The sequence below is a fragment of the Abyssibacter profundi genome (assembly GCF_003151135.1).
GTDB classification, from domain to species: Bacteria; Pseudomonadota; Gammaproteobacteria; order Nevskiales; family OUC007; genus Abyssibacter; species Abyssibacter profundi.
Map to the genome: position 1 here is coordinate 30,649 of NZ_QEQK01000008.1, position 26,459 is coordinate 57,107.

Genomic DNA, 26,459 nt, shown 5'->3' on the forward strand with positions numbered 1-26,459 from the left:
TCAAAGCCCGCGCTGGAGATCGGCGATCAAATCCCCGGCATCTTCCAGGCCAATGGACAGACGCACCAGCCCGTCCTGGATCCCCGCTGCGGCGCGCAGCTCGGGCCCGATGCGGTAATGCGTGGTGGTGGGCGGGTGCGTGATCGTACTGCGCACGTCACCCAGATTCGCGGTAATGGAAAACAAGCGCGTGGCGTTGATCAGATTGAAGGCTGCTGCCTGCCCGCCCTTGAGATCAAAGGCCACAATGGCGCCGTGGCCCGACTGCTGGCGGCAGGCCAATGCATGTTGGGGATGCGTCGACAGGCCGGTGTAGTACACACGGTCGACAGCCGGCTGCTCCGCCAGCCACCCGGCGACCTGCTCGGCACGCTGGCAATGAGCCCGCATGCGCACGTCCAGCGTCTCCAATCCCTTGAGAAAGACCCAGGCGTTGAAAGGACTCATGCAGGGGCCGGCTGTGCGAATAATCCCGAACACATCTTCGCCGACCAGTTTGGAATCCCCCACCACCGCGCCCCCCACGGCACGGCCCTGCCCGTCCAGGAACTTGGTGGCCGAATGCAGGACCACATGCGCCCCCAGAGCCAGAGGTTGTTGCAGCGCCGGCGTGCAGAAACAGTTGTCGACCGCCAGCAGCACACCGACATCACGGGCGATCTGCGCCAAAGCGGCAATATCCGCCAATTCGCACAGTGGATTCGTCGGGCTCTCAACCATGAACAGACGCGTATTCGGCTGCACGGCCTGGCGCCAAGCGTCCGTGTCCGACGGCGCCACGTAGGTGATCGCGATATCGAAACGACTGATGATGTTGTTGAGCAAGCCGGTGGTCGATCCGAACAGCCCCTTGGCCGCGACCAGGTGGTCCCCGGCTCGCAGCGTCGCCAGCAACAGACTGAGAATGGCGCTCATGCCGGAGGCGGTCGCCACCGCCTGGTCCCCGCCTTCCATGGCCGCCAGCTTGCGCTCGAAGCCCTGGACCGTCGGATTGGTGAACCGGGAATAGATCAGCCCGGGTTCTTCACCGGAGAACCGCTTGGCCGCCGCTTCTGCCGACTCGAAAACAAAGCTCGAAGTCGCATGAATGGCCGCGGAGTGCTCGCCGAATTCCGACCGCATTTCGCCCGCGCGCACACCCAAGGTCGCCGTGCCCCAGTTCGGATCAATGTCCTGCGGTCGATCGGGTTTGCTCATGGTCTGGCCTTGCTGTCGACAGGGCGCGCAGCATGCCGCAGCGGCGCCCCGGCGTCACCGCCTCAGGCAGTGTTGTGGATCTCGATCACCGGTTGTCCGGCACGGCGCTTGGAATCCTTGGCAGCGTCGCTGCGGAACAGTTCCAGCTGGTTCAGGTATTCGGCGTCGACATCCTGGGTCGGATAACGGCCGTCGAACACCGAGGTGTCAAAGTCCTTGAGATTGGTATTCCCCGCACGCACCGCTTCGATGAGGTCGTCAAGGTCCTGGTAGATCAGCCGGTCGGCGCCCAGCAGGCGTTCCAGTTCCTCATGCGTGCGGCCATGCGCCACCAGTTCACTGGCCGCGGGCATGTCGATGCCATACACATTGGGATAGCGAACTGGCGGTGCGGCGGAGGCAAAGTACACCTTGGCAGCGCCGGCATCGCGCGCCATCTGGATGATCTCTCGCGACGTCGTTCCCCGAACAATGGAGTCATCGACCAGCAAGACGTTCTTGCCCCGGAACTCCAGATCGATCGGGTTGAGTTTCTGCCGCACGGATTTCCGACGCTGGGCCTGACCGGGCATGATGAACGTCCGGCCGATGTACCGATTCTTGATGAAGCCCTCGCGGTACGGCACGTCGAGATCATTGGCCAGCTGCACGGCGGAGGTTCGGCTGGTATCCGGAATAGGCACGACGACATCGATGTCGTGATCCCCCCACTCCCGGCGAATCTTCTCGGCGAGCGTGGCCCCCATACGCAGCCGGGCCTTGTAGACATACACGTCGTCGATGACCGAATCCGGGCGCGCCAGGTAGACGTACTCGAAGATGCAGGTCGCGTACTGCGCCTCCGGGGCGCAGCGTCGGGTGGACAGCAGCCCGTCGGTGGAGATGAACACCGCCTCGCCCGGCGCGATATCGCCGATCAGTTCATAGCCAAGGCTGTCCAGGGCGACGCTTTCCGACGCGATGATGTAATCCGTGCCCTCGGGCGTCTCGCGCTTGCCGTAAACCACGGGGCGAATACCGTGCGGATCGCGAAAGCCAACCATGCCGACGCCGCTGATCATCGCGACGGCCGCGTAAGCTCCGCGGCAGCGCTGGTGTACGCGGGAGACCGCCTCGAAGACATCTTCGGCGGTCAGGCGTAGCTTGTCCTGCTCCATGAGTTCATGGGCGAACACGTTGAGCAGGATCTCGGAGTCCGAGTCGGTATTGATGTGACGACGATCCTGAATGAACAAATCGCGCTTAAGCACATCGGCGTTGGTCAGGTTTCCGTTGTGCGCCAGCGCCACACCAAAGGGCGAGTTGACGTAGAACGGTTGCGCCTCTGCACTGGAGTCGCAGCCCGCCGTGGGGTAGCGCACATGGGCGATGCCCATGGTGCCGATCAACGTCTCCATATGCGCCTGGGAGAACACATCACGAACCAGGCCGTTCTCCTTGCGCAGGAACAGGCGTCCATCGGCGTCCGTCATGATGCCGGCGGCATCCTGCCCCCGGTGCTGCAGCACAGTCAGGGCGTCATAGAGCTCCTGATTGACCGGCTGGTGAGACACGATTCCGACAATTCCGCACATGGTTCTGGGGTCCGTATTCGAGTTCGACTGCGACGGGCTACTCGCCGCTCTGAGGTGTGACCGCGCGTTCGATCACGGTTTGCGACCAGTCTTCGGGGAGCAGTCCCCGAACCCAGTCTGCCAAGGCTTCGAAATGGTGCAGGAACGCGGATGCCTGCCACCAGGGGTCTTGCTGGACCGGCGTAAAGATCTGCGCCGCCATGACCAGCACAGTGACGATGATCAGACCGCGGCCAATGCCGAATATCACGCCGACCATGCGATCCGTTCCGGCGAAATAGGTTTTGCGGACGAGATCGGTGAGCAAATGTGTGGCGACGGCACCGATTATGAGTACCAGCAGGAACAACAAAACGTAGCTCAGCCCCAGACGCGCCGAGGGCGCCGAGAGGTAGGGTTCGAACAAGGTGGCCACCGGGCTGGCAAAGCGCATGGACACCCAGAACGCGACCACCCAGGTTGTGAGCGAACAGGCTTCCTTGATAAAGCCACGAAACAGGCTGATCAGCGCCGACACGCCGACGATCGCCAAGATGAGATAGTCGACCCAGACCACCTCAGTCCGCCCCCGGGTTGGTGACAGCGCAACGCATCGATGTCATGCCGCGCTCCAGCGGTCCCGCGACTGAACGAGGCAGCGATCTGAATCTTCGGGGCACATGTCCGGTCTCGAATGAGCGGGTCGCAGGACGGAGGGTCCGGGGCCGATAAGGCGTCATATTCTAGCAATAATTCAGGCGAGGCCGAACGCCCGGTCGCCCCTGCCAGCCGCGCCTTTATCGGGGGGCGATGACCTGCCCGGATTCGCCCACCTGTGCCTTCAGCCGACGTTGCGCGGCCCGAGCCTGGGCTTCCGATGCATACGGCCCGACCTGCACGCGGGTGTAGCGACGATTGGCCACCGTCACGGTCTCCGTGCTGGGTGCATACCCGGCATCACGCAGGCGCTGGACCATCCGTTGCGCATTGTCCGCATCGCCAAAGGATGCAATGCGCAGCATCCAGCCGTTGCTGGCGACACGCGGCTTGGGCGGTGGGGGGCTGGTCGGCTTGGTCGCAGGCCGTGGAGCCGGTCTGGCTGCAGCAGGCGGTGTCTCGGCCTTTTGCGCCGCAGCCGGGGGTTCGGACGGCCTGGACTGCGAAACCGCTGTCCCGGCAATTCGTGCATACAGGTCGTTAGCGGCTGGCGCCGGCTGCGTGGCGGCTGGTCGATCAGGCGCCGGGGCCGGTTCGCGCTTGGGCGGCGCAGACGCCACCGGTTCGGCTGGCGCCGGGTTGGACGCTGGGGCCGCTGCCGTGGGTGCGGACCCTGCGCCCCTGTCCGGCGAAGTCTCGGGCCGAGCTCGCTGAGTCGGGGTGGCGCCGTCACCTTTTGACGCGCCCCCGGACTGCGTGGGGCCGGATGCATCCGGGTCGGCGTCCGCCCGGCTTGATTGGGGGACCGGCTGGGGTTGGCCGGACGTCGCCGCCGCTGTTTCGCGGGTCTCACTGCCGTCCTGACGCGCCCGCAGGCTGGGCGGGCGTTCGGGTTCGGGACGAATCACGATGACGCCGTCGGCCGGCGCCTCACGCTGCTTCGGACCGCCCAGCAGACTGCCCAGCACGATCATGGCCACGCCGACCAGCACGGCTGCGCCGACCAATCGGGCTTTAAGGGCTTCATTCATGGACATGGCGCAGTGCGGATTCCACAGTCAAAAACGATCCAAAGCATACGACACGCCCGATGGGCCCGGCCGCATCCCGGGCAGCGTCTAGCGCTGCGCCAACCGAGGGATAACAGCCCCCTTTCACACCGGCCCGCTCCTTCAGGACGGTGGCCTCTTGGCCTCGGGGGCCGGCAGTGGCGGCAAACCGCCAAACCACGGGCTGACGGGCTGGCCAGTGCTCCATAAACGCCTGGACCACGGCTGCGGGATCCTTGTCAGCCAGCATCCCGAGCACACACTGCAAGGGCCCGTCGGCCGCAGGCAGGGCCGCCAGCGACTGCGCGAGATGACCTGCCGCCTGCGCATTGTGGGCGGTATCGACCAGCGTTTCCGGAGAGGCCGCAATGGTTTGCATCCGGCCCTGGATTCGGGCATTCGCCAGGCCGCTACGCAGCGCCGCCAAACTCGGGACACAGCCGGCAAAGCACAGCGCTGCCACGGCCGCTGCGGCATTGCGCCGTGTCGAGACGCCTGCCAGACCGGGCTGTGGCAAGCCCGCCCATTCGCGATCCCCCACCCATAGCGTCCAGGGCGATGTATCGCTCCACCGAGCCCCGCCCTGATCCAGACGCAGAACCGGCCCATCGTGCGCGGTCAATCGGACATCCAGCGCCGACGGTGGATCAGGTTCGCCGCAGACCACGGGGCGGCCCGGCCGCAGAATTCCGGCTTTCTCGCGAGCAATGGCATCGCGATCCGGACCCAGCCAGTCCATGTGGTCCAGGCCGATCGACGTGATGACCGACACGTCAGGATCAACCACGTTGACGACATCCAGGCGGCCGCCCAAGCCGATTTCCAGCAACCAGACATCCAGGGGCTGTTGCCGGAAAAGCCATAGCGCGGCAAGGGTGATGAACTCGAAGTACGTTAGCGGCGTGTCGGCGCGCGCGGCCTCGACGGCCTCCAACCCGGCAACGATAGCGGCATCGGCGGCCTCCAGACCGTTGACCCGGACCCGCTCGTTGAACCGCAGGATATGCGGTGACGTATAGCAGCCGACGCTCAGACCCTGCGCTCGCAGAATCGACTCAGCCAATGCCACGGTGCTGCCTTTGCCATTGGTCCCGGCTACGGTAATGACACGCGCTGCGGGGTTTAGCACGCCCAATGCGGCAGCCACCGGCTGCACACGATCCAACCCCAGCTCGATCCGCGTGGGATCCAGCGCGTTAAGACGCGCGAGCCAGTCGTCCAGCGACGGCCCGTTGTTGGCTGTCATCGAGTCAGGCGGCTGGCCGCTGCATCAGGATGGAGAGCAGACGATGCAGGGTGGAGCGCATCTGCCTGCGGTCGATGATCATGTCGATATGCCCGTGTTCCAGCAGGAACTCTGCCCGCTGGAAACCCTCGGGTAGCGTCTGTCGCACGGTCTGTTCGATGACGCGAGGCCCGGCAAAGCCGATGAGCGCATCCGGCTCGGCCGCATTGATGTCGCCCAGCATGGCCAGACTGGCCGACACGCCGCCCGTTGTCGGGTGGGTCATCACCGAGATGTACGGCAGCCCACGTTCGGACAGGCGGGCCAACGCAGCACTGGTCTTGGCCATTTGCAACAGCGAGTACAAGGCTTCCTGCATGCGCGCGCCGCCACTGGCGGTGAAGCAGACCAGCGCACGGTCCTCTGCCAGGCAGGCTTCCACCGCTCGGACGAATTTTTCGCCGACCACGCTTCCCATGGATCCCGCCATGAAATTGAATTCGAAGGCCGCCACCACCACCGGCACCCCATCAAGGCTGCCCTTCATGACGATGAGCGCGTCTTTTTCCTTCGAGCTTTTCTGCGCCGCAGAGAGGCGATCACGGTATCGCTTGCTATCTTTGAACTTCAGCGGATCGTTCGCCTCCAGCCCCCCGGCCAGTTCCTCGCGACCCTCGGCATCGAGCAGCAAGTCGATCCGGCGGCGTGCCGCAATCGGTCGATGGGCGCCGCACTTCGGACAGACATCCAGACTGCGCTCCAGCTCCGCGCGATAAAGCGCCGCCTGGCATTTGTCACATTTAACCCAGAGCCCCTCCGGCACGTTGCGCTTGCGCTCCTGGCCCGAGGCCTGGGAGGGCATCAGTTTTTCCAACCAGCTCATGCAGCATTCCCTGAAGTCTTGACGCCAGCATCCATGGCGGCGCGAATGGGTGCAAGAAACGCGGTCGCGGCATCGACAGCAGATTGTTCACCGCGATCGACCAATGCCTGTATTAACGCAGATCCGATCACGACGCCATCCGCCGTGCTGGCGATGGTCGCGGCTGTCTCCGCATCACGAATTCCAAAGCCCACGAGCACCGGGATGCCCGTATGCGCCTGGAGCAAATCCACGCGCGCCGCCACCTCACCGGTGTCCAAGCGACTGGACCCCGTCACACCTTTGAGCGACACGTAGTACAGATATCCTGCGGCCTCACGCCCGATGGCCACGAGTCGATCTAGCGAGGTGTTGGGCGCGGCGAGGAAGATCGGTGCCAGTCCGGCAGCACGCAGCGCCGGCGTCACGTCCGGAGCCTCCTCCGGTGTCAGATCGACGATGAGCACGCCGTCCACGCCTGCATCCCGAGCAGACTCGGCAAAGCGTTCATAACCCATGGATTCGATGGGATTCAGATAACCCATCAGCACGATGGGCGTTTCGGTGTCGCGCTCACGGAACCGAGCCACCATGTCCAGCACATCGACCAGCCGCGTGCCTGCGGCCAGTGCACGCTCACAAGCCTGGGCCACGGTGGGGCCATCGGCCATGGGGTCGGAAAACGGAACGCCCAGTTCGATGACATCCGCGCCGGCAGCGGCCAGGGCATGCAACAGCTCCACCGTGTTCTGGCCGGCCGGGTCACCCGCCGCGACGTAGGGAACCAGCGACTTGCGGCCGGCGTCGCGGACCGCTGCCAGCCGTTGATCCAAGCGACTCATAGGGCGATGCCCTCTCGTTCGGCCACGGTGTTGATGTCCTTGTCGCCACGACCTGACAGGTTCACGACGATGCTGGCATCCGGACCCAGCTGTTGGGCCAGCGTGCGGGTGTAGGCGATGGCATGGGAGGATTCGAGCGCAGGAATAATGCCTTCAACGCGGGTCAGCGTATGAAAGGCCTGCATGGCCTCATCGTCTGTCGCCGCCACGTATTCCGCGCGGCCGCTGTCCTTAAGCCAGGCGTGCTCGGGGCCCACACCGGGGTAGTCCAACCCGGCTGAAATGCTGTGGGTGGGCAGGATCTGGCCGTTCTCGTCCTGCATCAGGTAGGTGCGATTGCCATGCAGAACGCCGGAGCGTCCGGCCGACAACGGCGCCGAATGACGGCCGGTTTCGACGCCATCGCCCGCCGCCTCCACGCCGATTAGCCGCACCGGGTCGTCGATGAACGGATGGAAAATCCCGATGGCATTCGATCCGCCACCCACACAGGCCACCACGGCATCCGGCAGCTGACCGGTCTGCTCCAGCATCTGGGCACGCGCCTCGCGGCCGATGACCGACTGGAAGTCGCGTACCATGGTCGGGTACGGATGCGGACCGGCCACCGTGCCAATGATGTAGAAGGTATCGTCCACGTTGGCCACCCAGTCCCGCAGCGCCTCGTTCATGGCGTCTTTGAGCGTTTTGGAACCCGACGTGACCGGCACCACCTCGGCGCCCAAAAGTCGCATGCGATACACATTGGGCGACTGTCGCGCGATGTCCTCCTCGCCCATGTAGACCACACACTGCAGGCCCAGACGCGCAGCCACCGTGGCCGTCGCCACACCATGCTGACCGGCGCCGGTCTCGGCGATGATGCGCGTCTTGCCCATCCGGCTGGCCAGCATGGCCTGCCCGACGGTGTTGTTCACTTTGTGGGCGCCCGTGTGATTGAGGTCTTCGCGCTTGAGAAACACGCGGGCACCGCCGAATTCGCGCGTCAGCCGTTCGGCAAAATACAACGGCGTGGGCCGCCCGACGTAGTTGGCCAGATCGGCATCCAACTCGGCCCGGAACGCCGGGTCGGTCTTGAGCCGATCATAGGACGCGATCAAGGCATTCAGCGGCTCGATCAGGGTTTCGGACACAAAGGAGCCGCCGTAAGGACCGAAATGGCCCGGCGCGGAATCCGTTGGTCGACTAGTGATTGGATTGGTCGGCACGTTGAACTGCTCTCACAAAAGCTTGCATGCGGTCGATTGATTTGATGCCCGGAGCCGATTCCACGCCACTGCTGACATCGACCGCATAGGGTCGCGCGGTGGCGATCGCCGACTCGACATTGTCGGCGTGGAGTCCGCCGGCCAGCATCACTGGGCGCTGGCGTGTCCAGTCGGCCACGCGGTTCCAGTCGAATGTCTGCCCTGTTCCGCCCGCCTGCCCGGGGGCGTGACTATCGGTCAGTATGAGGGCGTTTGGAAACGCCTGTACGGCGGTTTCCGCCTCCCCACCCAGGCCCAGCGCCTTGATATACGGCAGGCCGAACCGCGCACAATCTGCGGCCGATTCAGAGCCGTGGAACTGTAGCATGTCGGGGCGCACGGTCTGGACGATTGCCTGAACAGTGTCATAGGGCTGATCCATGACCAAGGCCACGCAATGGCAAAGCCCGGGTATCCGCTGACGCAGTGCCGCCGCGGTGGCCAGATCCACCCGGCGCGGACTGCCTGGGGCAAAGACCAGGCCGATGGCATCGACGCCCAGCCGTACCGCCGCCTCGATATCGGCCGGGCGCGTCAGTCCACAGAACTTGATTCGAGTGCGTTGCATGCTGTTCCGAACAAAGCCGCGTCACCATCGGCGGCGGGGAAATGATAAGGCGGCGGATACAGGGCCTCGACGAAATAAAGCCCGCCTGCAGGGCCTGTCACGCCGGCTGCGCTGCGATTGCGGGCCGACAGGATGTCGGCCATCGACGCCTTGTCACGCTTGCCTTGACCGATTTCCATCAGTGTACCGGCGATGTTGCGCACCATGTGGTGAACAAACGCATTCGCCTGAATGTCGATGATCACAAACGCACCGTGGCGTCGCACGCGCAACGACTCGATGCGCCGCCACGGGGTTCTGGACTGGCATTCGGCCGCACGGAACGAGCTGAAGTCATGCTCGCCCAACAGCGCCTGGCCTGCCTGATGCATGACCCCGGCATCCAGGGGGTAGGTCCACCAGGCGGCCCGGTTCAGCCACAACGCCGAGCGTGACCGGGCGTTGTGGATGACGTAGCGATAGCGACGTCCGATGGCCGTGTAGCGCGCATGAAAGGACTCGTCGACCGCCTGAACCCAGCGGACGGCCACATCATCCGGCATGCGTGTATTGGCACCCAGCATCCAGCTATGCGGCGGGCGTTGGACCGGCGAATCGAAATGCACCACCTGCCCCAGCCCATGGACCCCGGCATCCGTGCGCCCCGCACACACCACCTCAATCGGCGCCGCAGCAACGCTGGACAGACCGGCCTCGATCTCGGCCTGAACGCCCCGTGCATGCTTCTGCGCCTGCCAGCCCGCATAGCGCGTCCCGATGTACTCGATGCCTGCGGCGAAACGCATCAGAACCAGACCAGTGCGAGCAGGATTGCACCGAGCAGCGCGGGCAGCAGCCATTCATGGGCGCGCGGCGTCACCAACTCGATCCAGCGACGCTCCACCGGCGGCGATGCGGATTCGATTTCTTGGACCAGCCCACCCGCGGCCTCGATCCAGCCGCGACTGGCCTGCTCCCGCAAGGCGGTGACGCGGGCCTGTAGCTCAGCGACCTGTTGCAACGTCAAGGCCAGGCGGACGGCAAACCGTTCGGTGCGTACACCGAGCCTGGACAGCGGTGTCGCCAACCAGACCACACCGCCGGCCAGATCATCGGCTGGCAGCGGACGAACCAACCAATGCACGGCCAGCAACAACATCGCCAGCACAAGCGCTCGGTGCGCCCCCTCGCTCAGCCCCTGCCAGCTCGGACGATCCCAGCCCGCGATCAACGGCTCGCCGGGTGTAAAACCCAGATACAAAACCGCCAAGGCGATGAATAACCACTTGAGTTGCCGCAACGCGGCCAGCCAGTTCAGCACCGCCCGGCCACCGCACTCCAGTGCGAACAGCGACGCAATCGCGGCCGACAGCGCCAACAAGACGGCGGGCTCGGCCAGCAGGTAGCCCACGGCCAGCAACAAGAGCGTCACCAGCCGAACCGGCGCACTGACCCAGCTGTGGTGATGAGATGCGGCATTCATAGGATGCAAGCGTACGCGGCCGGCGACAGTCAGACCGGGGAACCGGAACGGCGTCACGCCCGGCACCTCAATCCGGCAGGCCGGCAGGCCGGCCCAGCCGTGCGCGGTGTCCTCAGCCCTGACCGGCTAACTGGGCCTTGAGTTCGGTCGCCTCGGCCTTTTGCTCCTCACTGCCACCGGCGAGTACATCATCGAGCAGGCTTGTGGCCATCTCGGCATCGCCCATGTCGACATAGGCCCGCGCGAGATCCAGCTTGCTGCCCAAATCCTCAGCCTGGCCGTCGCCCGAGGCGGATTCCTCATCGAAAAGGCCATCCAGGTCCAGCGAGTCCTCACTGGCGTCGGCAGCCTCGTCAACGGGCTCGGGAGTGTCGGACACCCCGAAGTCAAACTCGCTCAGGTCCAGCTCCCCCTCTCCGGCCTCGACGGACTCCAGCGCGGCCACATCGGTCTCGGAATCACCCGTGTCCAGGTCGAACTCGGACAGGTCCACCGCGAGTTCATCCTGTGCGTCATCCGTCGGCGTGGAGGGCGTTTCGGCAGGCTGTGGATCAGCACCCTGCACCTCTTCCGGCTCGGCCGCAAAGTCATCCAGATCGGCGAGCAAAGCCTCGGCGTCGTCCGGCGCCGAATCCTCCGCAGCGTCCTCACCAGTTGGCGACGACGCCTCGTCATCAGACTGGAATGGCTCAGCGGCCGCCTCCGTTGCCTTGTCTTCAGCCGGCTCGCTGGTGGGCACTCCAAAGTCACCGAAGTCGAACTCAGCCGGATCGTCCGCCTCGGCCTCCAGTTCGGCCAAGTCGGTGTCACCGATTAGATCGTCCAGGGCAGCAGGCGTTTCGGTGGACGAGTCCCCGACCGCATCATCCTCGTCTATAGCCTGTGCATCGCTGGCGACCACCTCTTCGGCATCGGTGTCGGCATCGGTGTCGGCATCGGTGTCGGTGTCGGTGTCGGTGTCGGACGCTTCCGCTACCGGCTCTCCAATCTCAAAGTCACCCAGCTCATCAAGCATGGCATCGGCGTCACCATCGGCCAGCAACGGCTCCTCGGAGGTCATGGTGTCGATGTCGAATGCCAGCGCATCGGTCGATTCCGTCGACGGCTCGGCGTCCTGCTCTTCGGTCTCGGCGGCGGCGCTCAGGTTGTCAGCCGCTCCTACCGATTCGGCCGGTGGAACAACGGCATCATCATCCGTCGCATCCAGCGTGAACTCGAGCGAATGCTCGTCATCGCCAGGCATCGCGGCCGACGTCTCGGTCACCTCCTCAGCTGCATCCGACTCGGCCGCTGGGGTCGCCGGCTCAAGATCAAACTCCAGCGACATGTCGTCATCGCTGTCGTCTGCGGACACCTCCGATGCGGGCTGTTCGGTCGGATCATCAAACGCGCCCAGATCGAAATCGGTAGCCGGGTCTGGCGCTGCAGAGGGCTCGGAATCGAAGTCCAGATCGAGACCATCGCCCAGGTCCGCAGCGTCACTGCTCTGGAACAGGGGCTCATCAGGCGCGATTTGCTGCCCCATGATGACGATGCGGTTCCATTCAGCCGGCGCCGACTCGGCCAGTTCCGGCTGCACACGGCGCGCCAACTCGACGAACTCGCTCGGCTGACTGGCCGCAAAATACACCTCGGCCAGCTTGGACTTGATGTCGGCCCGTCCCGGGTCGGATTCCATGGCCTGCTGCAGCAGCAACGCGGCCTCGTCATACAAGCCATAGGCCAGATGGAAGTCAGCTTCAGCGACGGGGTCGTCACCGCTGACATCAATCATGATGGTTTCGGAATGGAACTGCTGCGTCGACTCGCTGGCAGGCGTTTCTACCGGCCCGCCGGTGTCAGTCGCTGTCTCCGCACCGGCGTCGAAGACCGTTGTCGCCTCCAGACCGAGCGCTTCCGGATCCGGCTCCATCCCCTCGGCTAGCTCGGCGGCCGTCTCGTTGGCATCGAGGCTGGTCGTGGCGTCCAGAGTCGCAGGCTGCTCATCCGCTGCCACCGGCTCTTCAGACACCGTGGTGTCGCCGGGATCGGCAGGCGCCTCGGTCGCCGCCTCCTTCGCGCTGGGCCAGGTCGGCGTCGCGACCGTCTGCGTCTGACGGCGCTTCCAGATCATGTAGCCAACCCCACCGCCAGCCACCAAGGCCAACAGCAGAATAAGCCACGGGAAGCCACCGTCGTCATCCACTGGCGCCTGCGCTGGTGCAGCGGGCCGACTGACGGGCGCAGCCTCGCCCTCACCGTTGGGCGCTTCGGCGTCTTCCGCCGCATCGTCAGATGGTGGCGATGTGCTGTCGACGGTCGCCTCCGACGAGGTCTCCTGGCCAAGAATTGGCTGCTGGGGCTCCGGGCGGCCCGGCACCGGCTGACCGGCCTGTTGGGCGCGGAGCCGCTCCAATGCGGTCATCGGACGCTGCGGGGCCGACTCGTCAGCAGGCGCCTCCTCCGGCTCGGCAGACAGGTCCGCCTCTGCGCTGGATGTCGGCTCGGCATCAGTGGCTTCGACAGGCGCCGGCTCGTCAACCTCAGACGCAGCGGCGGGCGGCTCATCGGTCGGCGCCACGGACTGCTCGATAGGCGGCTCGACCGGCTCCGCAGCCGCCGTCTCGGCGGCGGGCTGGGCGGGTTCGGGCTCGGTCACCACCGGTGGCTCGGCCCGCGGCGCGGGTGGGCGCGGCCGCTCGACCGCCGTGCGTGCACGACTTCGGTACGACTGACGCTGCCGCGCGATCTCTTCCTTGGCCTCCAGGGCATCCAGGCTCGCCACGTCGGCAGCGCTGGGCACATGCAGCATGGCGCCAGACCGGAGCGTATTGATATTGCCGTCAAAGGCTTCTGGGTTGGCCAGGAAAATCGCCAACTGCATCTGACTCATGGTCAGCGCAGGGTCGGGCCGTAATCGGAAGGCGATGCTCCAAAGCGTTTCCTTGGACTGCACCGGGCCGTAGCGACGCACGGTTTCTGCCGGCGTCGTCCGCCGGGGTGCAATCAACTCGGGCTCAGGCGGCGCCGCTGGCGTGGCCGGCGCCGGCTTCGTACTATCGACCCAACCGACGCCTTCGTTGAACGCCGGATCGGTTGCCGGTGCGGGCGTAGAGCCGGACTGGCTGCTGCGCGCCGTGGCCCGGCTCGGCGCCGTGGGTGTCACATCGCTTGGCGAGACGGTCGGGCCCGAGGCATCCGATGCAGCCGTGTCAGCCTGAGCCACCGGCTCGAACGCCACGGCGGGCGGGTCCAGCAAGATGGTGTAGTTGCGGAGCAGCCGACCGCTGCCCCAGCTGAACTCGAGCAGCAGATCGAGGAAGGGTTCGCGTGCCGGGCGCTGGCCGCGTATCCGTACGAATGGTGGCGTGGCCTGGACCACCTCAAAATCGAGATCGGCCACATAGCCGGTGAGTTCCAAACCGGCCGTCTCGTAGGCGGCGACCGAGGCCGGACTGACCACCAAGGTGCTCAGCTCCTCGGGAGACACCGCCACCAGCGGAACGCGCGCGTCCAGGGGCTCGTTGAGCATGGTCCGCACTTCGATCTCGCCGATGGCAAGCGCATCCGCGCGGTAGATAATGCTGGCACTCGCAAGCGCGAGAATAACTGCGGCGAAACGCATGATCCTGTCGACTCTCCCCTGGCCTTGCCGCCGTCGGTCGACGTACCCCCGGCTTAAACCATGTGCGTATCGGGCACACTGCGCGAGCCTGTTACCCGGAGCTCGCGTGAACTTGATCGACCTCGATCAAGTTCACAGATTCCTTTCAGTGTTTCCTTAAGTCGCTGTTATACCTTACAAACCTCGCGCAACCAAGGTTTCGGCAATCTGAATGCTGTTCAGCGCGGCGCCCTTGCGGACATTGTCCGAGACGATCCACAGGTTCAGGCCGGTGGGATGCGAAATATCCTCCCGGATACGGCCGACGTAAACCGCATCATTGTTCACCCCTTCGGTCACCGCCGTGGGGTAGCCACCATCCGCGTGCTCATCGAGGACGACAACACCGGGGGCCCGGGCCAACAACTCACGTGCATCCAGCGCGGACAGCGGTTCACGCAGCTCCAGATGCACGGCCTCTGAGTGCCCGTAGAACACCGGAATGCGCACGGCCGTCGGATTCACCCGGATGTCCGCACGCCCCATGATCTTCTGGGTTTCCCACACCATCTTCATCTCTTCCTTGGTGTAGCCGTTGTCTTGAAAGACATCGATATGCGGCAGCGCATTGAACGCAATCTGCTTGGGATAGGCGCTGGGCGGCTGAATGTCCTGACCGTTGAGCAGACGCACGGTCTGCTGTGCCAGCTCCTCGATACCGGGCTTCCCGGTCCCGGACACCGCCTGATAAGTCGCCACATTGATCCGCTCGATGTGGGCCGCGTCATCCAGCGGCTTGAGCGCGACGACCATCTGGATAGTCGAGCAGTTCGGGTTGGCGATGATGTTGCGCAACTCGAATCCATCCAGCGCGTCCGGATTCACCTCGGGCACGACCAGCGGAATGTCGTCGTCATAGCGAAACTGCGAGGTATTGTCGATAACTACGCAGCCTGCAGCGGCCGCCTTCGGGGCATATTCGGCTGAGACCGATGCCCCCGCGGAAAACAGCCCGATCTGGACCTTGGAAAAATCGAAATCTGCAAGATTCTCGACCTTGAGCTGACGGTTACCAAAGGCCACCCGACCGCCTGCCGAGCGTTCGCTGGCCAGTGCGTACACCTCACCCACCGGGAATTTGCGTTCGGCCAGGATAGAGAGCATGGCTTCGCCGACCGCTCCGGTTGCGCCCACGACGGCGACATCAAATGTCTTGCTCATAGTGCTTGTCCGTTTTCGTCTGAATTCAATGAGAGGCCGACTCGAGCGCGCGGATCACCGCATCGCCCATGGCCTGGGTTCCCACGGGCGTGCTGCCGGCACTTTGCAGGTCGGCCGTGCGCAGACCATCGGCCAGCACCCGCGCCACGGCACGCTCTACGGCATCGGCCATCACCGTCTCACCTAGGCTGTACCGCAGCAGCATCGCCAACGACAAAATGGTCGCCAGCGGGTTCGCCTTGTCCTGCCCGGCAATATCCGGAGCCGAGCCATGAACCGGCTCATACAATCCGCGGCTCTGCTCGTTCAACGATGCCGAGGGCAACATGCCGATGGAACCGGTGAGCATGGCGGCAATGTCCGACAACACGTCGCCGAACAGATTGCCGGTGACAATGACATCAAACTGCTTGGGTGCCCGGACCAGCTGCATGGCCGCGTTGTCGACATACATATGCGACAAGGTCACATCCGGATAATCCGCTGCCACCGCCGTGACGGTCTGGCGCCAGAACTCCGAGACTTCCAGCACGTTCGCCTTGTCCACGGAACAGACCCGCCGATCGCGCAGACGTGCGATTTCGAATGCACGGCGGGCGATCCGCTCGATCTCGCTGCGGCTGTACACCATGGTGTTAAAGGCCCGATCTGCGCCCTGCTCCCGAGGTTGTCCGAAGTAAATACCGCCGGTGAGTTCGCGCACGATCATGATGTCGAGCCCGGCGACCAGCTCCGGCCGTAGGCTCGAGGCCTCCGCCAGCTCCGGCACCAGTGAGGCCGGTCGCAGGTTCGCAAACAGATCGAGCCCGGCACGAATCCGCAGGAGGCCTCGCTCGGGTCGCTTGTCGCGCTCAATGGCATCCCATTGCGGCCCGCCGACCGCTCCAAACAATACGGCATCCGACGCCTGGGCCAGGGCCAGGGTTTGTTCGGGCAGCGGATCACCTTCTGCCTCGTAGGCCGCACCACCAATGAGTGCAGTTTCCAACTCCACCGACAGCCCGTGCGTGCGGCCGAGCGTCTGGATGACCCGTTCCGCCTGGCTGACGATCTCGGGGCCGATCCCGTCTCCGGGCAGCAAGAGCAGCTTATGTGTCATGCAGATTCTCCAGCATAAAGCCAGGGTGCCGCCGCACGCTGACGCGATTCAAAAGCCCGGATGGCATCGGCGTATTGCAGTGTCTTGCCGATCTCGTCCAACCCTTGCATCAGCGCGTCACGCCGGAACCCGTCAATCTCGAAACCCCAGACGCGACCGTCGGGATGGCGAACTTCACAGGCCTGCAAATCGACCGTCAGGTCCAGGGGCGCAGCCTGCGCGTCCTGCATCAGCACCTCGACCGCATCCGCTTCCAGCACCAGGGGCAGGACGCCGTTCTTAAAGCAGTTGCTAAAGAAAATATCGGCGTAACTCTCGGCGATGACGACACGGAACCCATAGTCGGCCAACGCCCACACGGCATGCTCCCGTGAAGAACCGCAGCCGAAGTTTCGACGCGCCAGCAAGATGCTGGCACCTCGCTGATCGGGTTGATTCAAAACAAAGGCCGGATTCTCCGTGCGATCTTCCGGCCGGGAATCCAGCGTTCCGGCGTCCTTAAAGCGCCATTCATCGAACAGAAAAGCACCAAAGCCCGTGCGCTTAATCGATTTCAGGTACTGCTTGGGAATAATGGCGTCCGTGTCCACATTCGACCGGTCCAGCGGCGCCACACGTCCGGTGTGAGTAATCAACGGTTCCATGACATCAGACTCCTTGTTCCAGCGTGCGGACGTCGACAAAGTGCCCGTGAACAGCGGCGGCTGCCGCCATGGCCGGACTGCACAGATGGGTACGCCCGCCCTGCCCCTGCCGGCCTTCGAAATTGCGATTGGACGTGGACGCACAGCGTTCGCCGGCTTCCAGCCGGTCGGCATTCATGGCCAGACACATGGAGCAGCCGGGTTCACGCCACTCGAATCCGGCGTCGATAAAGATGCGATCCAAACCCTCGGCCTCGGCCTGCTGCTTGACCAGTCCGGAGCCGGGCACGACCAATGCCTGCTTAATGCCTGGCGCGACTCGCCGCCCCCGGGCCACGGCGGCAGCAGCGCGTAAATCCTCGATCCGCGAATTGGTGCAGGAGCCGATGAATACCCGATCCATCGGAATCTCCGTCAGCGCTTGTCCGGGCTGCAAATCCATGTATTCCAGTGCCCGGGCATAGCCGTCGCGCTTGTCACCTGAGGCCACGGCCGGGTCCGGCACCGCAGAGGAGACCGGCGCGACCATCTCGGGAGAGGTGCCCCAACTGACCTGGGGCACGATGTCCGCGCCCTGCAGCGTCACCTCCCGATCGAACCGCGCATCCGAATCCGAGACGAGCTCGCGCCAGGCCGCTTCGGCCTGCTCGAAGCTCGCCCCCTGCGGAGCGTAGGGACGCCCGCGCACGTAATCGATGGTCTTGTCGTCGACCGCAACCATGCCGGCCCGGGCACCGGCCTCAATGGCCATGTTGCAGACCGTCATGCGGCCTTCCATCGACAGATCACGGATGGCCTGGCCGGCGAACTCGATGACCGAACCTGTCCCGCCCGCCGTGCCGATCTCACCGATAATGGCCAGCACGATGTCCTTTGCGGTAACTCCAGGCCCCACCGGGCCCTCGACCGTGACACGCATGCTGCGGGATTTGGAGAGCACCAGACATTGAGTTGCCAGCGCATGCTCGACCTCGGACGTGCCGATGCCGAAGGCCAGCGCGCCGAACGCGCCGTGGGTCGCGGTATGTGAGTCGCCACAGACCACCGTCATTCCCGGCAGCGTGGCTCCCTGCTCCGGCCCGATGACGTGAACAATGCCCTGACGCACATCATCCATGTCGAACAGGGTGATGCCGGTTGCCTGGGTATTATTCCGCAGCGCCTCTACCTGGACTCTGGAAATCGGGTCACTAATCCCGGCAGAACGCGCTGTCGTGGGGACATTGTGATCCGGCACGGCCAGGTTTGCCCGGGTCCGCCAGGGCGTACGCCCGGCAAGACGCAGACCTTCGAACGCCTGGGGCGATGTCACTTCATGGACCAGGTGCCGGTCGATATAGATCAGCGCCGTTCCATCGCCATTGTCACGCACGACGTGCGCGTTCCACAGCTTGTCGTAAAGCGTTTGTCCGGCCATTGGCTTGCCTCGCTCGTTCAGAGGGCCGCGACTCTAGCGGCCGCTGCGGCCATTCTTCAAACGAATTATATTTTTCTTACACATTCCATTCTGGAATACTCATGGACAGAACGCAGCTACAAGCCTTCGTCAGTATTGTGGAGCAGGGCTCGATCTCGGCTGCAGCCGGGCATTTGCACCTCACCCAGTCGGCCGTCTCGAAACGTCTACAAACCCTCGAATCCCAATTGGGCGACGGACTGCTTGATCGCATCGGCCGGGGCGTCCAGCTCACGGACGCCGGTCAGCGCCTGCTCCCAATCGCCCGACGGATACTGGCGGACATGGAACTGGCCCGACAGGCCGTTCAGCACAGCCCCGGCCAGGTTCGCGGCGCATTGAATTTGGCAACCAGCCATCACCTCGGTCTCTATCGATTGCCGGATGTACTCAGCCGGTTCAGCCGTCAGTACCCCGCCGTGGACCTGAACCTGGAGTTCATGGATTCCGAGGAAGGCTGCGCGGCCGTGGAATCAGGCCGGCTGGAACTGGCGGTGGTCACCCTGCCCCGCACGCCGTCTTCGCGGTTGATCACCCATCGGATCTGGGACGACCCGCTGGCGCTTTGCGCAGCACCGGATCACCCCCTGCAACAGCAGCCGGCGATCGACGTTGAACAACTCGCCCGGCATCCCGCGATACTTCCGGATCGCCGCACGTTCACACACCGCCTGATCGCCGAGGCCTTGGCGGCTGTGGGTGCCGAGCCCGAGGTCCGCATGTCCACCAACTACCTGGAGACCATCAAGATGCTGGTCTCCATCGGCCTGGGTTGGTCGGCCCTGCCCCGGACCATGCTGGACGAGCGAGTGGTTGCGCTGCCCCTCGACCTGGGGATTCACCGCCAGCTTGGCAGCGTCGTCCATCGAGGTCGCACCCTCTCTGCACCTGCCCGGGCCTTCCTGGCCTTGCTGACTCAGGGCGGGTCACAGGAGCGGTAGAACGCAAGCCCTCAACTTCCCTGGCTTGGCGCCGATAGACACGAGTGGCCGCCAAACCGTAACCCATCATGAAAGTGCTTCTTGTCGACGATTCACGCTCAGCCCGACGGCTGATCGCCCATTACCTCTCGGAAATGGGCCACGAGGCCGTCGAGGCCGACAGCGGCGATGCCGCCCTGCCCTTGTATGCCGACCTCGAACCTGACCTCGTGTTAACCGATGTCGACATGCCTGGCATGAATGGCTATGCCCTGGCGCGGCAGCTGCGTCTAAGCGACCCGCCGGACACCTGGATTCCGATTATTTTTCTCAGCAGCCGGATTCGCGACGAGGATGTGAGCCAGGGCGTTGATGCAGGCGGTGACGATTACCTGGCCAAGCCGATCTCGCCGGTTGTACTCAATGCCAAGCTGCGGGCCATGTCCCGGATCACCGACATGCGGCGTCGCCTCATGGAGACCAGTCAGGCCTTGCAGGCGGCCAATCGCAATCTGCTACGGATGTCGTCCATGGACGGTCTGACCAACATCGCCAACCGGCGGGCCTTTGACGCCCGGCTGCGCGAACGGTGGCAGACCTGCCGCGAAGCCGGAGAGCCGCTGTCGCTGATTCTCGGCGATATTGATTACTTCAAGCGCTATAACGACAGCTATGGTCACGCCGAAGGCGATGACTGCCTGCGAGATGTCGCGGCAGCCCTGGCTGCTGCGACGGAATCTGCAGACATCACGGCCCGTTTCGGGGGCGAAGAATTTGCCATTCTCGTCAACGGCCCGGCCACGACGGCCTCGACCCTTGCCGAGGCCGCGCTGACAGCCGTCCGCAAGCTCAATCGCCCGCATGCGCAGTCGCAGGTCACGGACCACGTCACCATGAGTCTGGGTGTCGCAGGTTGCGTGCCCAGCCGTGAACTGCGTCCCATCGATCTCATTCAGGCGGCCGACGAGGCGCTTTATGCCGCCAAAGGCGCCGGCCGCAATCAATCCATTACGCGTCCGGATTTTTCGTCACCGAGTGGCCAGACCCCGGCGCCCGATCGCCTGCACAACTCTCGTCCTGAATCGCGGGTCTACGCTTCGCTCTGAATCCGCGCCAACGGGCTCATGCCGGTTGGCCACCTCGGGTGCTGGGCGTGTTCCATACCGGCCTCAGTCTGAGCCGTGCTATCGACTGTCGACCCCGGACCGGGCCAGCGCCGGCCCGCGCAGGCTGAGCCACGCCACGACAAACCCCGTGCCCGCTGCAGCGGCAGCGAATAGGAACAATGCCTCGGATGGCGCGTAGTCCCAGAGCACCCCACCCAGCAGACTCCCGATCGCCCCGCCTAGACCGAGGGAGATTGCGCTGTACAACGCCTGCCCACGCCCTTGCTGGCGCCCTAGGAACAACCGATTAATCAGAAACACGCCGACAGCGTGGTACAGCCCGAACGAGGCCATGTGCAGGCACTGGATCAACACCAGCATGGCCAGCGATTCGGCGAACAGCGCCAGTAAGGTCCAGCGCAGCGTGGCCATGCCCAGCGCGGCCAGCATCAGCCGCCTTGGCCCAATCCGGCGCAACCAGCGCGGGGCCAGCAGGAATGTCAGGATTTCCGCGACGACACCCAGCGCCCACAGCCAACCGATCAGGCTTTCGCCATGGCCATGGCTGCGGACGTACAACGAGTAGAAGCCGTAGTACGGGCCGTGGCTTAGCTGCATGAATGCGCAGGTGAGCAACAAGCCGGCCACAACAGGCTGGCGCAGGGTTTGCCCGATCGGCCCCGGGTCATGCGTCGTCTGTGCCGGCGGCTCCCGCACCAGCGTCGCGACCAAGGCCAGCAGCGCCATGGCCACAGCCACGGCGTATGGCAACACCTGGACCCCGACCTGTTCGATCCAGGCCCCCAGGCCCACCGAGGCGAGGATGAACCCCACCGATCCCCAGACCCGGATCTGTCCGTAACGATCCGCCCGCTCCCGCAGGTGATTAAAGGTAATCGCTTCGAACTGAGGCAATGCCGCATTCCAGAAGAAGGCGAACAGGATCACCACCGCGAGCAGTGGCCAGAACCCGTCGAACAGCGGCACGGCTGCAAAACTCAAACCCGCCAGTAGTGCTGCGAGTCGGATGATGGGCAATCGCCGGCCCAGATGATCGGCGAGTTGCCCCCATAGATACGGCGCGATGATCTTCAGGCCAAGCATCGCCCCGACCAGCGCACCGATCTGCGAAGCCGAGAAGCCGGCCGCATCCAGGTAGACGCTCCAGAACGGCAGAATCAGGCCAAGCGTCGAAAAATACAGCGCGTAGAACGCCGACAGGCGTCCGTATGGGAGCGAGCGAGGCAAGCGGCTGCTAGCGCTGCGCCGGGATACGCGGGCTCGGCGGCGTGACATCGGCGTTTTGGGCGCGATGCCGCATCCAATGGTCCATGAGCACCAAGGCCATCATCGCCTCGACAATGGGGACCGCCCGGATACCGACACAGGGGTCATGCCGACCTGTCGTCCGCATTTCGGTGGACTCGCCCGAGCGGGTAATCGTCTCACCGGGAATGATGATGCTGGAAGTGGGCTTGAATGCGACGCGTAGCACCAGGTCCTGGCCGGTGCTGATGCCACCGGCCACCCCACCGGAGTGATTCGAACCAAACCCGTCAGGGCTCAGCACATCCCGGTGCTCGCTGCCACGCTGGGAAGCAGCCGCGAAACCATCACCGACCTCGACACCCTTGACCGCATTAATGCCCATCATCGCCTTCGCGAGATCCGCGTCCAGGCGATCGAAAACCGGCTCGCCCAGGCCAGGCAGCATCCCGGTGGCCTCGACCTGCAGCACCGCCCCGACCGAATCACCATCTCTGCGAAGCTGGATGAGATCCGCCTCCAGCGCATCGACCTGGTTTGGAGCCGCACAAAAAAATGGGTTCTGGTCAACGGCGGACCAATCCTCGATGGGTAGCGACCTTGTGCCGATGGCGGTGACACAGGCCCGCACCACGATGCCCAATTGCTCGCGCAGATAGGCACGTGCCACCGCACCGGCGGCCACACGCACCGCCGTCTCGCGCGCGCTGGAGCGCCCACCCCCCCGATAGTCGCGGAAGCCGTATTTCTGGTCGTAGGCATAGTCCGCATGATTCGGGCGGTACACCGACTTGATCTTGTCGTAGTCCCGGGAACGCTGATCCTGATTACGGATCAGCAGCCCGATTGGCGTACCGGTGGTCCGGCCCTCGAAAACGCCGGACAGGATTTCCACGGTATCCGGCTCCTTGCGCTGCGTGACATGGCGCGAGGTCCCGGGGCGGCGGCGGTCGAGTTCGCGCTGCAGCATCGCCTCGTCGATGGCCAAGCCCGGAGGGCAGCCATCGATCACACCTCCGATCGCCGGCCCGTGGGACTCGCCGAAGGAAGTGACAGAGAACAGGTGTCCGAAGGTGTTTCCAGCCATGAGCGCGCGCTTTTCTGGGCGGTGACAGGCCACCGCGGGAGGCAGAAGTCTAGGGAAACCACCCGGCAATTGCATGAAGCGACGACGCTGAGCAGGTCGCTGCTCCGCTGCAAAGGGCCGTCAGCCCTTCGGCAAGCCCTCGGCGGGGACGTAGAACACTCCCTCCCCCCCCTGCTCCAGTTCCACCCAGGTGAAGGAAACCCGGGGAAATGCCGCTTCCAGCTCCGGCCACCAGGCGCCCACCTCGCCGATCAGGGCACCGCGTTCGGTCAGGAATTGCCTTGCCTGGGCCACGATTTGCGCTGGATGAAACAGTCCGTCGTCTCCGGACTCCAGGCCCATGCGCGGCTCGTGCCCGAATTCGGCCGGCAGCACCTCTACCTCCTCACGCGGGACATACGGAGGGTTGGTGAGAATCAGGTCGAATGGCTCGGCATCGAGGGCCGCAAACAAATCCGACTCCACCAGCGAGCAGCGCGCTTCCAGGCCGTAGAGTTCCACGTTGTCAGCGGCGACCGACAAGGCATCCGGGGACAGATCCGCCAGCACCAGCTCGGCGTCAGGAAACGCCAGCGCAGCTGCGATTCCGATACAGCCCGAACCACAGCAAAGATCCAGAATCCGGCGAGGTGCATCGGGCAGCCAGGGCCGGAACTGCGCCTGGATCAACTCGCCCAGCGGAGACCGTGGAATCAGGACACGCTCATCCACCGCGAACGGCAGACCGGCGAACCAGGCTTCGCCGGTGATGTACGCCGTCGGTCTCGCATCGACGATGCGCTCGTGCAGAGCGTCGTAAATCATCTGGCGCTCGGCGCGCAGCACATGCGCGTCCAGCCAGTGATCATCGCTGGTCTGCGGCAACCCCAGCAGATGACGGATCAGAAACGCGCACTCATCCAGCGGAGTGGAAAAGCCGTGGCCGCTGCACCGATGTGCGCGATGCAACTCGCTGGCACCCCAGCGAATCCAGTCTCGCCCGGTCGTCAGGGCATCAATCACGGAATCTGTCGCCGTGTCTGTCATAATTTTGTGTACCGGCTCCCCGCCCAAATAAGAAGTTCGTTCCAGGATGTCCAAGCGTCTGCTGCTGCTCGTTGTTGTTGCCCCCGCATTACTGGGGCTGATGATTGCCATGATCGTTCGTGCACCGACACCGGTGCAATCCATCACCCTACTCGATCAACCACGCGCCCTGCCTTCGGCACAGTTACTCACGGGCGAAGGCCAGACGGTGATCGCCAACGCGCCCGGCGACCAGTGGCGCCTGCTGTTCTTCGGGTTCACGCACTGCCCGGACATCTGCCCGACCACGCTGGAGCGTCTGGCGCGTGTGCGCGGAGGCTCCAAGACACTTGAAGACGATTTGCGTCTGGAGTTCGTAACCGTCGACCCGGAGCGCGACACCCCGCAGGCCATGCATCAGTACGCCACGTACTTCGATCCGTCGATTCGGTCGCTAACCGGCGAGGCCGAAGCCATCCGCAGGTTCGCCGAGGGCGCCGGCATCGCATTTCTGAAGGTCCCTCTGGACGAGGGTGGTTACACGATGGACCACTCCGCCGCCCTGGTGCTGGTCAATCCGCAAGGCCGGATCGCAGGCTACATCCTGCCACCTTGGGATGTGGACACCTTGCGGCAGGACCTGGAAACGGTGGTTTCTTCGTGAGTTCGACCCGTCCGAGCCTGACCGCCAAACAACGCGCATTTGTCTGGCTACAGCGCGTTCTGCCAACGTTGTGGCTTTCGCAGCTGGCGCATTTGGTCACGCGTAGCCAGCGCCCCTGGCTCAAGCGCCGGCTCATCACCCGCTTCATGACCCATTTTGGCATCTCGCTGGAGGAGGCGCGGCTACGAGACGCCGATGCCTATGTCAGCTTCAACCATTTTTTCACCCGCGCCTTGCTCGCCAATGCGCGGCCGTTGGATACAGCCGCCGATGCCCTGGTCAGCCCCGTGGATGGCACGGTCAGCGAAGCCGGGCCGATTGAGGAAGGCCGGCTCATCCAGGCCAAGGGCATCCGCTATTCGGCGGCTGATCTGCTGGGCGTTGATACCGTTGGTCTGGGCACGTTTCTCGGTGGCGAATTCGCCACCCTTTATCTGTCCCCCAGCGATTATCATCGGATTCATATGCCTATGGACGGCAGACTGGTGGCCATGCACTTCGAGCCAGGACGGCTCTTCAGCGTTAATCCGACGACCGTCGCGGGCATCCCGGGCGTGTTTAACCGCAACGAGCGTCTCGCCCTGCTTTTCGATACCGCGGTCGGTCCGCTGGCCCTGGTGCTGGTGGGGGCCATCTTCGTGGGGTCCATCGAAACCCGATGGACCGGGGTTGTCACCCCGCCCCATGGCCAGCGGGCCTGGAAGAAAACCATGGAAACACCGCTGCCCGTCTCAAAAGGTGAAGAAATCGGTCGATTTAACATGGGATCGACTGTCATCCTCTTATCCGGAGCCGGCGCCGTCGAATGGATCGACTCGCTGGTCGCCGGCACTTCGGTCCGTATGGGACAACGCGTAGGCACGTTAGGAGGCCTGCAATGAATCTGGCAAGAAAGGAGTCGCTGGGCTACGCTGCCCAGACAATGGACATGGATGCTCACAGCCAACTGGACCGGGCCTTACGGCGATTATTGCGACCGCTTGTTCGCATCATGCTGCGCCAGGGTATTTCGTTCGGGGAATTTTCCGAGATTGCCAAGCGCACCTATATGGAGATCGCTTGGGACGAATTCACGCCCGACGATGCCCGCCCCTCGGATTCCCGCGTCGCGATCATGACGGGGCTGACCCGCAAGGAAGTCAAACGATTGCGTGAAACCCGGGCGCAGGCCACCGAGGTCTCGACCAACCACATGAACCGGGCCACCCGGGTGCTGTCAGGTTGGTTCCGCGACCCGGATTTCTGCGACGAACGCGGCCAGCCGCGCATTCTCAACATGACCGATGACGGCCCGCAGTTCCCTGCGCTGGTGCGTCGTTACTCCGGCGACATGCCGCCGCGCGCCATGCTCGAAGAGCTGCGTCGGGTCAAAGCGGTGACCGTGGACGAGGACGGCATCCATGTGCTGTCTCGCAGCTTCGTACCGGCCGGTGGCGACCCTGACAGCCTGCGGATGTTCGGGCTGGCCATGAGCGACCTGGGCAACACCATCGAGCACAACCTCGACGAGGGGCCGGATGGCGATTTGCTGTTTCAGCGCTATGTTTCGAATGCACGGCTCAATCCGCGCATGGTGCCGCTGTTCAAACGCCTGCTGGCCGACCGCGGCATGCAACTGCTGGAGTCGCTGGATGATTGGCTCTCCAGCGAGGAGCAGGATGACGATGCGTCCACCACGCCAGCCCACGTCGGCGTAGGCATCTACTTTTTTGACCGGTCGGATGAGCCGCCGGCGGACCGATAAAC

General features: G+C 64.2%; 24 protein-coding genes. 5 read left to right on the plus strand and 19 right to left on the minus strand.

Annotation, left to right across the window (positions count from 1 at the left end):
* The 16 genes from DEH80_RS10140 to leuC all read right to left on the minus strand — a co-directional run bounded on the left by DEH80_RS10140 (position 1) and on the right by leuC (position 18,626).
* Positions 1–1,197: an O-succinylhomoserine sulfhydrylase gene (locus DEH80_RS10140; protein ID WP_109720386.1), complete on the minus strand. Its 1,197-nt coding sequence runs from the start codon at positions 1,195–1,197 to the stop codon at positions 1–3.
* Between the two features lie 62 nt (positions 1,198–1,259).
* Positions 1,260–2,771: an amidophosphoribosyltransferase gene (gene purF / locus DEH80_RS10145; protein ID WP_109720387.1), complete on the minus strand. Its 1,512-nt coding sequence runs from the start codon at positions 2,769–2,771 to the stop codon at positions 1,260–1,262.
* Positions 2,772–2,808: 37 nt separating this feature from the next.
* Positions 2,809–3,327, minus strand: coding sequence for a CvpA family protein (locus DEH80_RS10150; RefSeq protein WP_109720388.1), 519 nt, complete (start codon positions 3,325–3,327; stop codon positions 2,809–2,811).
* A gap of 220 nt (positions 3,328–3,547) precedes the next feature.
* The gene (locus DEH80_RS17700) at positions 3,548–4,438 is read right to left on the minus strand and encodes an SPOR domain-containing protein (protein WP_165831412.1); all 891 of its coding nucleotides are present in this window, start codon (positions 4,436–4,438) and stop codon (positions 3,548–3,550) included.
* Positions 4,431–5,702 (minus strand): bifunctional tetrahydrofolate synthase/dihydrofolate synthase, encoded by a 1,272-nt coding sequence (gene folC / locus DEH80_RS10160; protein WP_109720390.1) that lies wholly within the window; start codon positions 5,700–5,702, stop codon positions 4,431–4,433. Before folC ends, DEH80_RS17700 begins: the two co-directional genes overlap by 8 nt.
* 4 nt (positions 5,703–5,706) lie before the next feature.
* A complete protein-coding gene (accD, locus tag DEH80_RS10165) occupies positions 5,707–6,564 on the minus strand; it encodes an acetyl-CoA carboxylase, carboxyltransferase subunit beta (protein ID WP_109720391.1) in 858 nt (285 codons plus the stop codon).
* Complete coding sequence (gene trpA, locus DEH80_RS10170) at positions 6,561–7,385, minus strand: tryptophan synthase subunit alpha (RefSeq protein WP_109720392.1); 825 nt, start codon at positions 7,383–7,385, stop codon at positions 6,561–6,563. Before trpA ends, accD begins: the two co-directional genes overlap by 4 nt.
* On the minus strand, positions 7,382–8,593 hold the full coding sequence (trpB, locus tag DEH80_RS10175) for a tryptophan synthase subunit beta (protein WP_109720393.1): 1,212 nt from the start codon (positions 8,591–8,593) through the stop codon (positions 7,382–7,384). The genes trpA and trpB overlap by 4 nt, the downstream gene beginning before the upstream one ends.
* Positions 8,571–9,200 (minus strand): phosphoribosylanthranilate isomerase, encoded by a 630-nt coding sequence (locus tag DEH80_RS10180; RefSeq protein WP_109720394.1) that lies wholly within the window; start codon positions 9,198–9,200, stop codon positions 8,571–8,573. The genes trpB and DEH80_RS10180 overlap by 23 nt, the downstream gene beginning before the upstream one ends.
* Positions 9,167–9,985, minus strand: coding sequence for a tRNA pseudouridine(38-40) synthase TruA (gene truA, locus DEH80_RS10185; RefSeq protein WP_109720395.1), 819 nt, complete (start codon positions 9,983–9,985; stop codon positions 9,167–9,169). Before truA ends, DEH80_RS10180 begins: the two co-directional genes overlap by 34 nt.
* On the minus strand, positions 9,985–10,662 hold the full coding sequence (locus DEH80_RS10190; RefSeq protein WP_109720396.1) for a hypothetical protein: 678 nt from the start codon (positions 10,660–10,662) through the stop codon (positions 9,985–9,987). Before DEH80_RS10190 ends, truA begins: the two co-directional genes overlap by 1 nt.
* Positions 10,663–10,774: 112 nt before the next feature.
* On the minus strand, positions 10,775–14,266 hold the full coding sequence (locus DEH80_RS10195) for a FimV/HubP family polar landmark protein (protein ID WP_109720397.1): 3,492 nt from the start codon (positions 14,264–14,266) through the stop codon (positions 10,775–10,777).
* 174 nt (positions 14,267–14,440) lie between these two features.
* Positions 14,441–15,466 carry an aspartate-semialdehyde dehydrogenase gene (locus DEH80_RS10200; protein ID WP_109720398.1) on the minus strand — a complete coding sequence of 342 codons (1,026 nt, stop codon included), beginning with the start codon at positions 15,464–15,466 and terminating at the stop codon, positions 14,441–14,443.
* Between the two features lie 25 nt (positions 15,467–15,491).
* On the minus strand, positions 15,492–16,565 hold the full coding sequence (leuB, locus tag DEH80_RS10205; RefSeq protein WP_109720399.1) for a 3-isopropylmalate dehydrogenase: 1,074 nt from the start codon (positions 16,563–16,565) through the stop codon (positions 15,492–15,494).
* Entirely contained in the window at positions 16,562–17,209 is a 648-nt protein-coding gene (leuD, locus tag DEH80_RS10210; protein ID WP_109720400.1) for a 3-isopropylmalate dehydratase small subunit, read from the minus strand. The genes leuB and leuD overlap by 4 nt, the downstream gene beginning before the upstream one ends.
* A 4-nt stretch (positions 17,210–17,213) precedes the next feature.
* A complete protein-coding gene (leuC, locus tag DEH80_RS10215) occupies positions 17,214–18,626 on the minus strand; it encodes a 3-isopropylmalate dehydratase large subunit (RefSeq protein ID WP_109720401.1) in 1,413 nt (470 codons plus the stop codon).
* A gap of 101 nt (positions 18,627–18,727) precedes the next feature.
* Between leuC and DEH80_RS10220 the strand changes: the two genes are divergently transcribed.
* Together DEH80_RS10220 and DEH80_RS10225 are read left to right on the plus strand one after the other, a co-directional pair.
* The gene (locus DEH80_RS10220; RefSeq protein WP_109720402.1) at positions 18,728–19,606 is read left to right on the plus strand and encodes a LysR family transcriptional regulator; all 879 of its coding nucleotides are present in this window, start codon (positions 18,728–18,730) and stop codon (positions 19,604–19,606) included.
* A gap of 68 nt (positions 19,607–19,674) precedes the next feature.
* Positions 19,675–20,691 carry a diguanylate cyclase domain-containing protein gene (locus DEH80_RS10225; protein ID WP_109720403.1) on the plus strand — a complete coding sequence of 339 codons (1,017 nt, stop codon included), beginning with the start codon at positions 19,675–19,677 and terminating at the stop codon, positions 20,689–20,691.
* A 78-nt stretch (positions 20,692–20,769) separates the two neighbouring features.
* Here DEH80_RS10225 and DEH80_RS10230 read toward each other — a convergent pair whose 3' ends face one another.
* The 3 genes from DEH80_RS10230 to prmB form a co-directional block, all read right to left on the minus strand.
* Positions 20,770–21,939 carry an MFS transporter gene (locus DEH80_RS10230; RefSeq protein ID WP_165831413.1) on the minus strand — a complete coding sequence of 390 codons (1,170 nt, stop codon included), beginning with the start codon at positions 21,937–21,939 and terminating at the stop codon, positions 20,770–20,772.
* Positions 21,940–21,946: 7 nt separating this feature from the next.
* Positions 21,947–23,044 (minus strand): chorismate synthase, encoded by a 1,098-nt coding sequence (gene aroC / locus DEH80_RS10235; protein WP_109720503.1) that lies wholly within the window; start codon positions 23,042–23,044, stop codon positions 21,947–21,949.
* 120 nt (positions 23,045–23,164) lie between these two features.
* Positions 23,165–24,070 carry a 50S ribosomal protein L3 N(5)-glutamine methyltransferase gene (gene prmB, locus DEH80_RS10240; protein WP_109720405.1) on the minus strand — a complete coding sequence of 302 codons (906 nt, stop codon included), beginning with the start codon at positions 24,068–24,070 and terminating at the stop codon, positions 23,165–23,167.
* 46 nt (positions 24,071–24,116) lie between these two features.
* Here prmB and DEH80_RS10245 point away from each other — a divergent pair, with 46 nt between their 5' ends.
* From DEH80_RS10245 to DEH80_RS10255, 3 genes are read left to right on the plus strand one after another with little or no spacing between them, the layout of a single operon-like run.
* Positions 24,117–24,713, plus strand: a complete 597-nt coding sequence (locus DEH80_RS10245) for an SCO family protein (protein WP_109720406.1) — start codon at positions 24,117–24,119, stop codon at positions 24,711–24,713.
* Positions 24,710–25,594 carry an archaetidylserine decarboxylase gene (gene asd / locus DEH80_RS10250; RefSeq protein ID WP_207774558.1) on the plus strand — a complete coding sequence of 295 codons (885 nt, stop codon included), beginning with the start codon at positions 24,710–24,712 and terminating at the stop codon, positions 25,592–25,594. Before DEH80_RS10245 ends, asd begins: the two co-directional genes overlap by 4 nt.
* Complete coding sequence (locus DEH80_RS10255) at positions 25,591–26,457, plus strand: DUF6502 family protein (protein WP_109720407.1); 867 nt, start codon at positions 25,591–25,593, stop codon at positions 26,455–26,457. Before asd ends, DEH80_RS10255 begins: the two co-directional genes overlap by 4 nt.
* Positions 26,458–26,459: the final 2 nt, after the last annotated feature.

Coding starts and splice junctions, on each gene's coding strand:
- DEH80_RS10255 (WP_109720407.1), top strand. CDS start 25,591: ATGAATCTGGCAAGAAAGGAGTCGCTGGGCTACGCTGCCCAGACAATG.
- DEH80_RS10225 (WP_109720403.1), top strand. CDS start 19,675: ATGAAAGTGCTTCTTGTCGACGATTCACGCTCAGCCCGACGGCTGATC.
- DEH80_RS10180 (WP_109720394.1), bottom strand. CDS start 9,200: ATGCAACGCACTCGAATCAAGTTCTGTGGACTGACGCGCCCGGCCGAT.
- prmB (WP_109720405.1), bottom strand. CDS start 24,070: ATGACAGACACGGCGACAGATTCCGTGATTGATGCCCTGACGACCGGG.
- truA (WP_109720395.1), bottom strand. CDS start 9,985: ATGCGTTTCGCCGCAGGCATCGAGTACATCGGGACGCGCTATGCGGGC.
- accD (WP_109720391.1), bottom strand. CDS start 6,564: ATGAGCTGGTTGGAAAAACTGATGCCCTCCCAGGCCTCGGGCCAGGAG.
- DEH80_RS10220 (WP_109720402.1), top strand. CDS start 18,728: ATGGACAGAACGCAGCTACAAGCCTTCGTCAGTATTGTGGAGCAGGGC.
- leuC (WP_109720401.1), bottom strand. CDS start 18,626: ATGGCCGGACAAACGCTTTACGACAAGCTGTGGAACGCGCACGTCGTG.
- DEH80_RS10200 (WP_109720398.1), bottom strand. CDS start 15,466: ATGAGCAAGACATTTGATGTCGCCGTCGTGGGCGCAACCGGAGCGGTC.
- DEH80_RS10195 (WP_109720397.1), bottom strand. CDS start 14,266: ATGCGTTTCGCCGCAGTTATTCTCGCGCTTGCGAGTGCCAGCATTATC.
- leuD (WP_109720400.1), bottom strand. CDS start 17,209: ATGGAACCGTTGATTACTCACACCGGACGTGTGGCGCCGCTGGACCGG.
- DEH80_RS10245 (WP_109720406.1), top strand. CDS start 24,117: ATGTCCAAGCGTCTGCTGCTGCTCGTTGTTGTTGCCCCCGCATTACTG.
- DEH80_RS17700 (WP_165831412.1), bottom strand. CDS start 4,438: ATGAATGAAGCCCTTAAAGCCCGATTGGTCGGCGCAGCCGTGCTGGTC.
- leuB (WP_109720399.1), bottom strand. CDS start 16,565: ATGACACATAAGCTGCTCTTGCTGCCCGGAGACGGGATCGGCCCCGAG.
- aroC (WP_109720503.1), bottom strand. CDS start 23,044: ATGGCTGGAAACACCTTCGGACACCTGTTCTCTGTCACTTCCTTCGGC.
- purF (WP_109720387.1), bottom strand. CDS start 2,771: ATGTGCGGAATTGTCGGAATCGTGTCTCACCAGCCGGTCAATCAGGAG.
- DEH80_RS10140 (WP_109720386.1), bottom strand. CDS start 1,197: ATGAGCAAACCCGATCGACCGCAGGACATTGATCCGAACTGGGGCACG.
- DEH80_RS10190 (WP_109720396.1), bottom strand. CDS start 10,662: ATGAATGCCGCATCTCATCACCACAGCTGGGTCAGTGCGCCGGTTCGG.
- folC (WP_109720390.1), bottom strand. CDS start 5,702: ATGACAGCCAACAACGGGCCGTCGCTGGACGACTGGCTCGCGCGTCTT.
- trpA (WP_109720392.1), bottom strand. CDS start 7,385: ATGAGTCGCTTGGATCAACGGCTGGCAGCGGTCCGCGACGCCGGCCGC.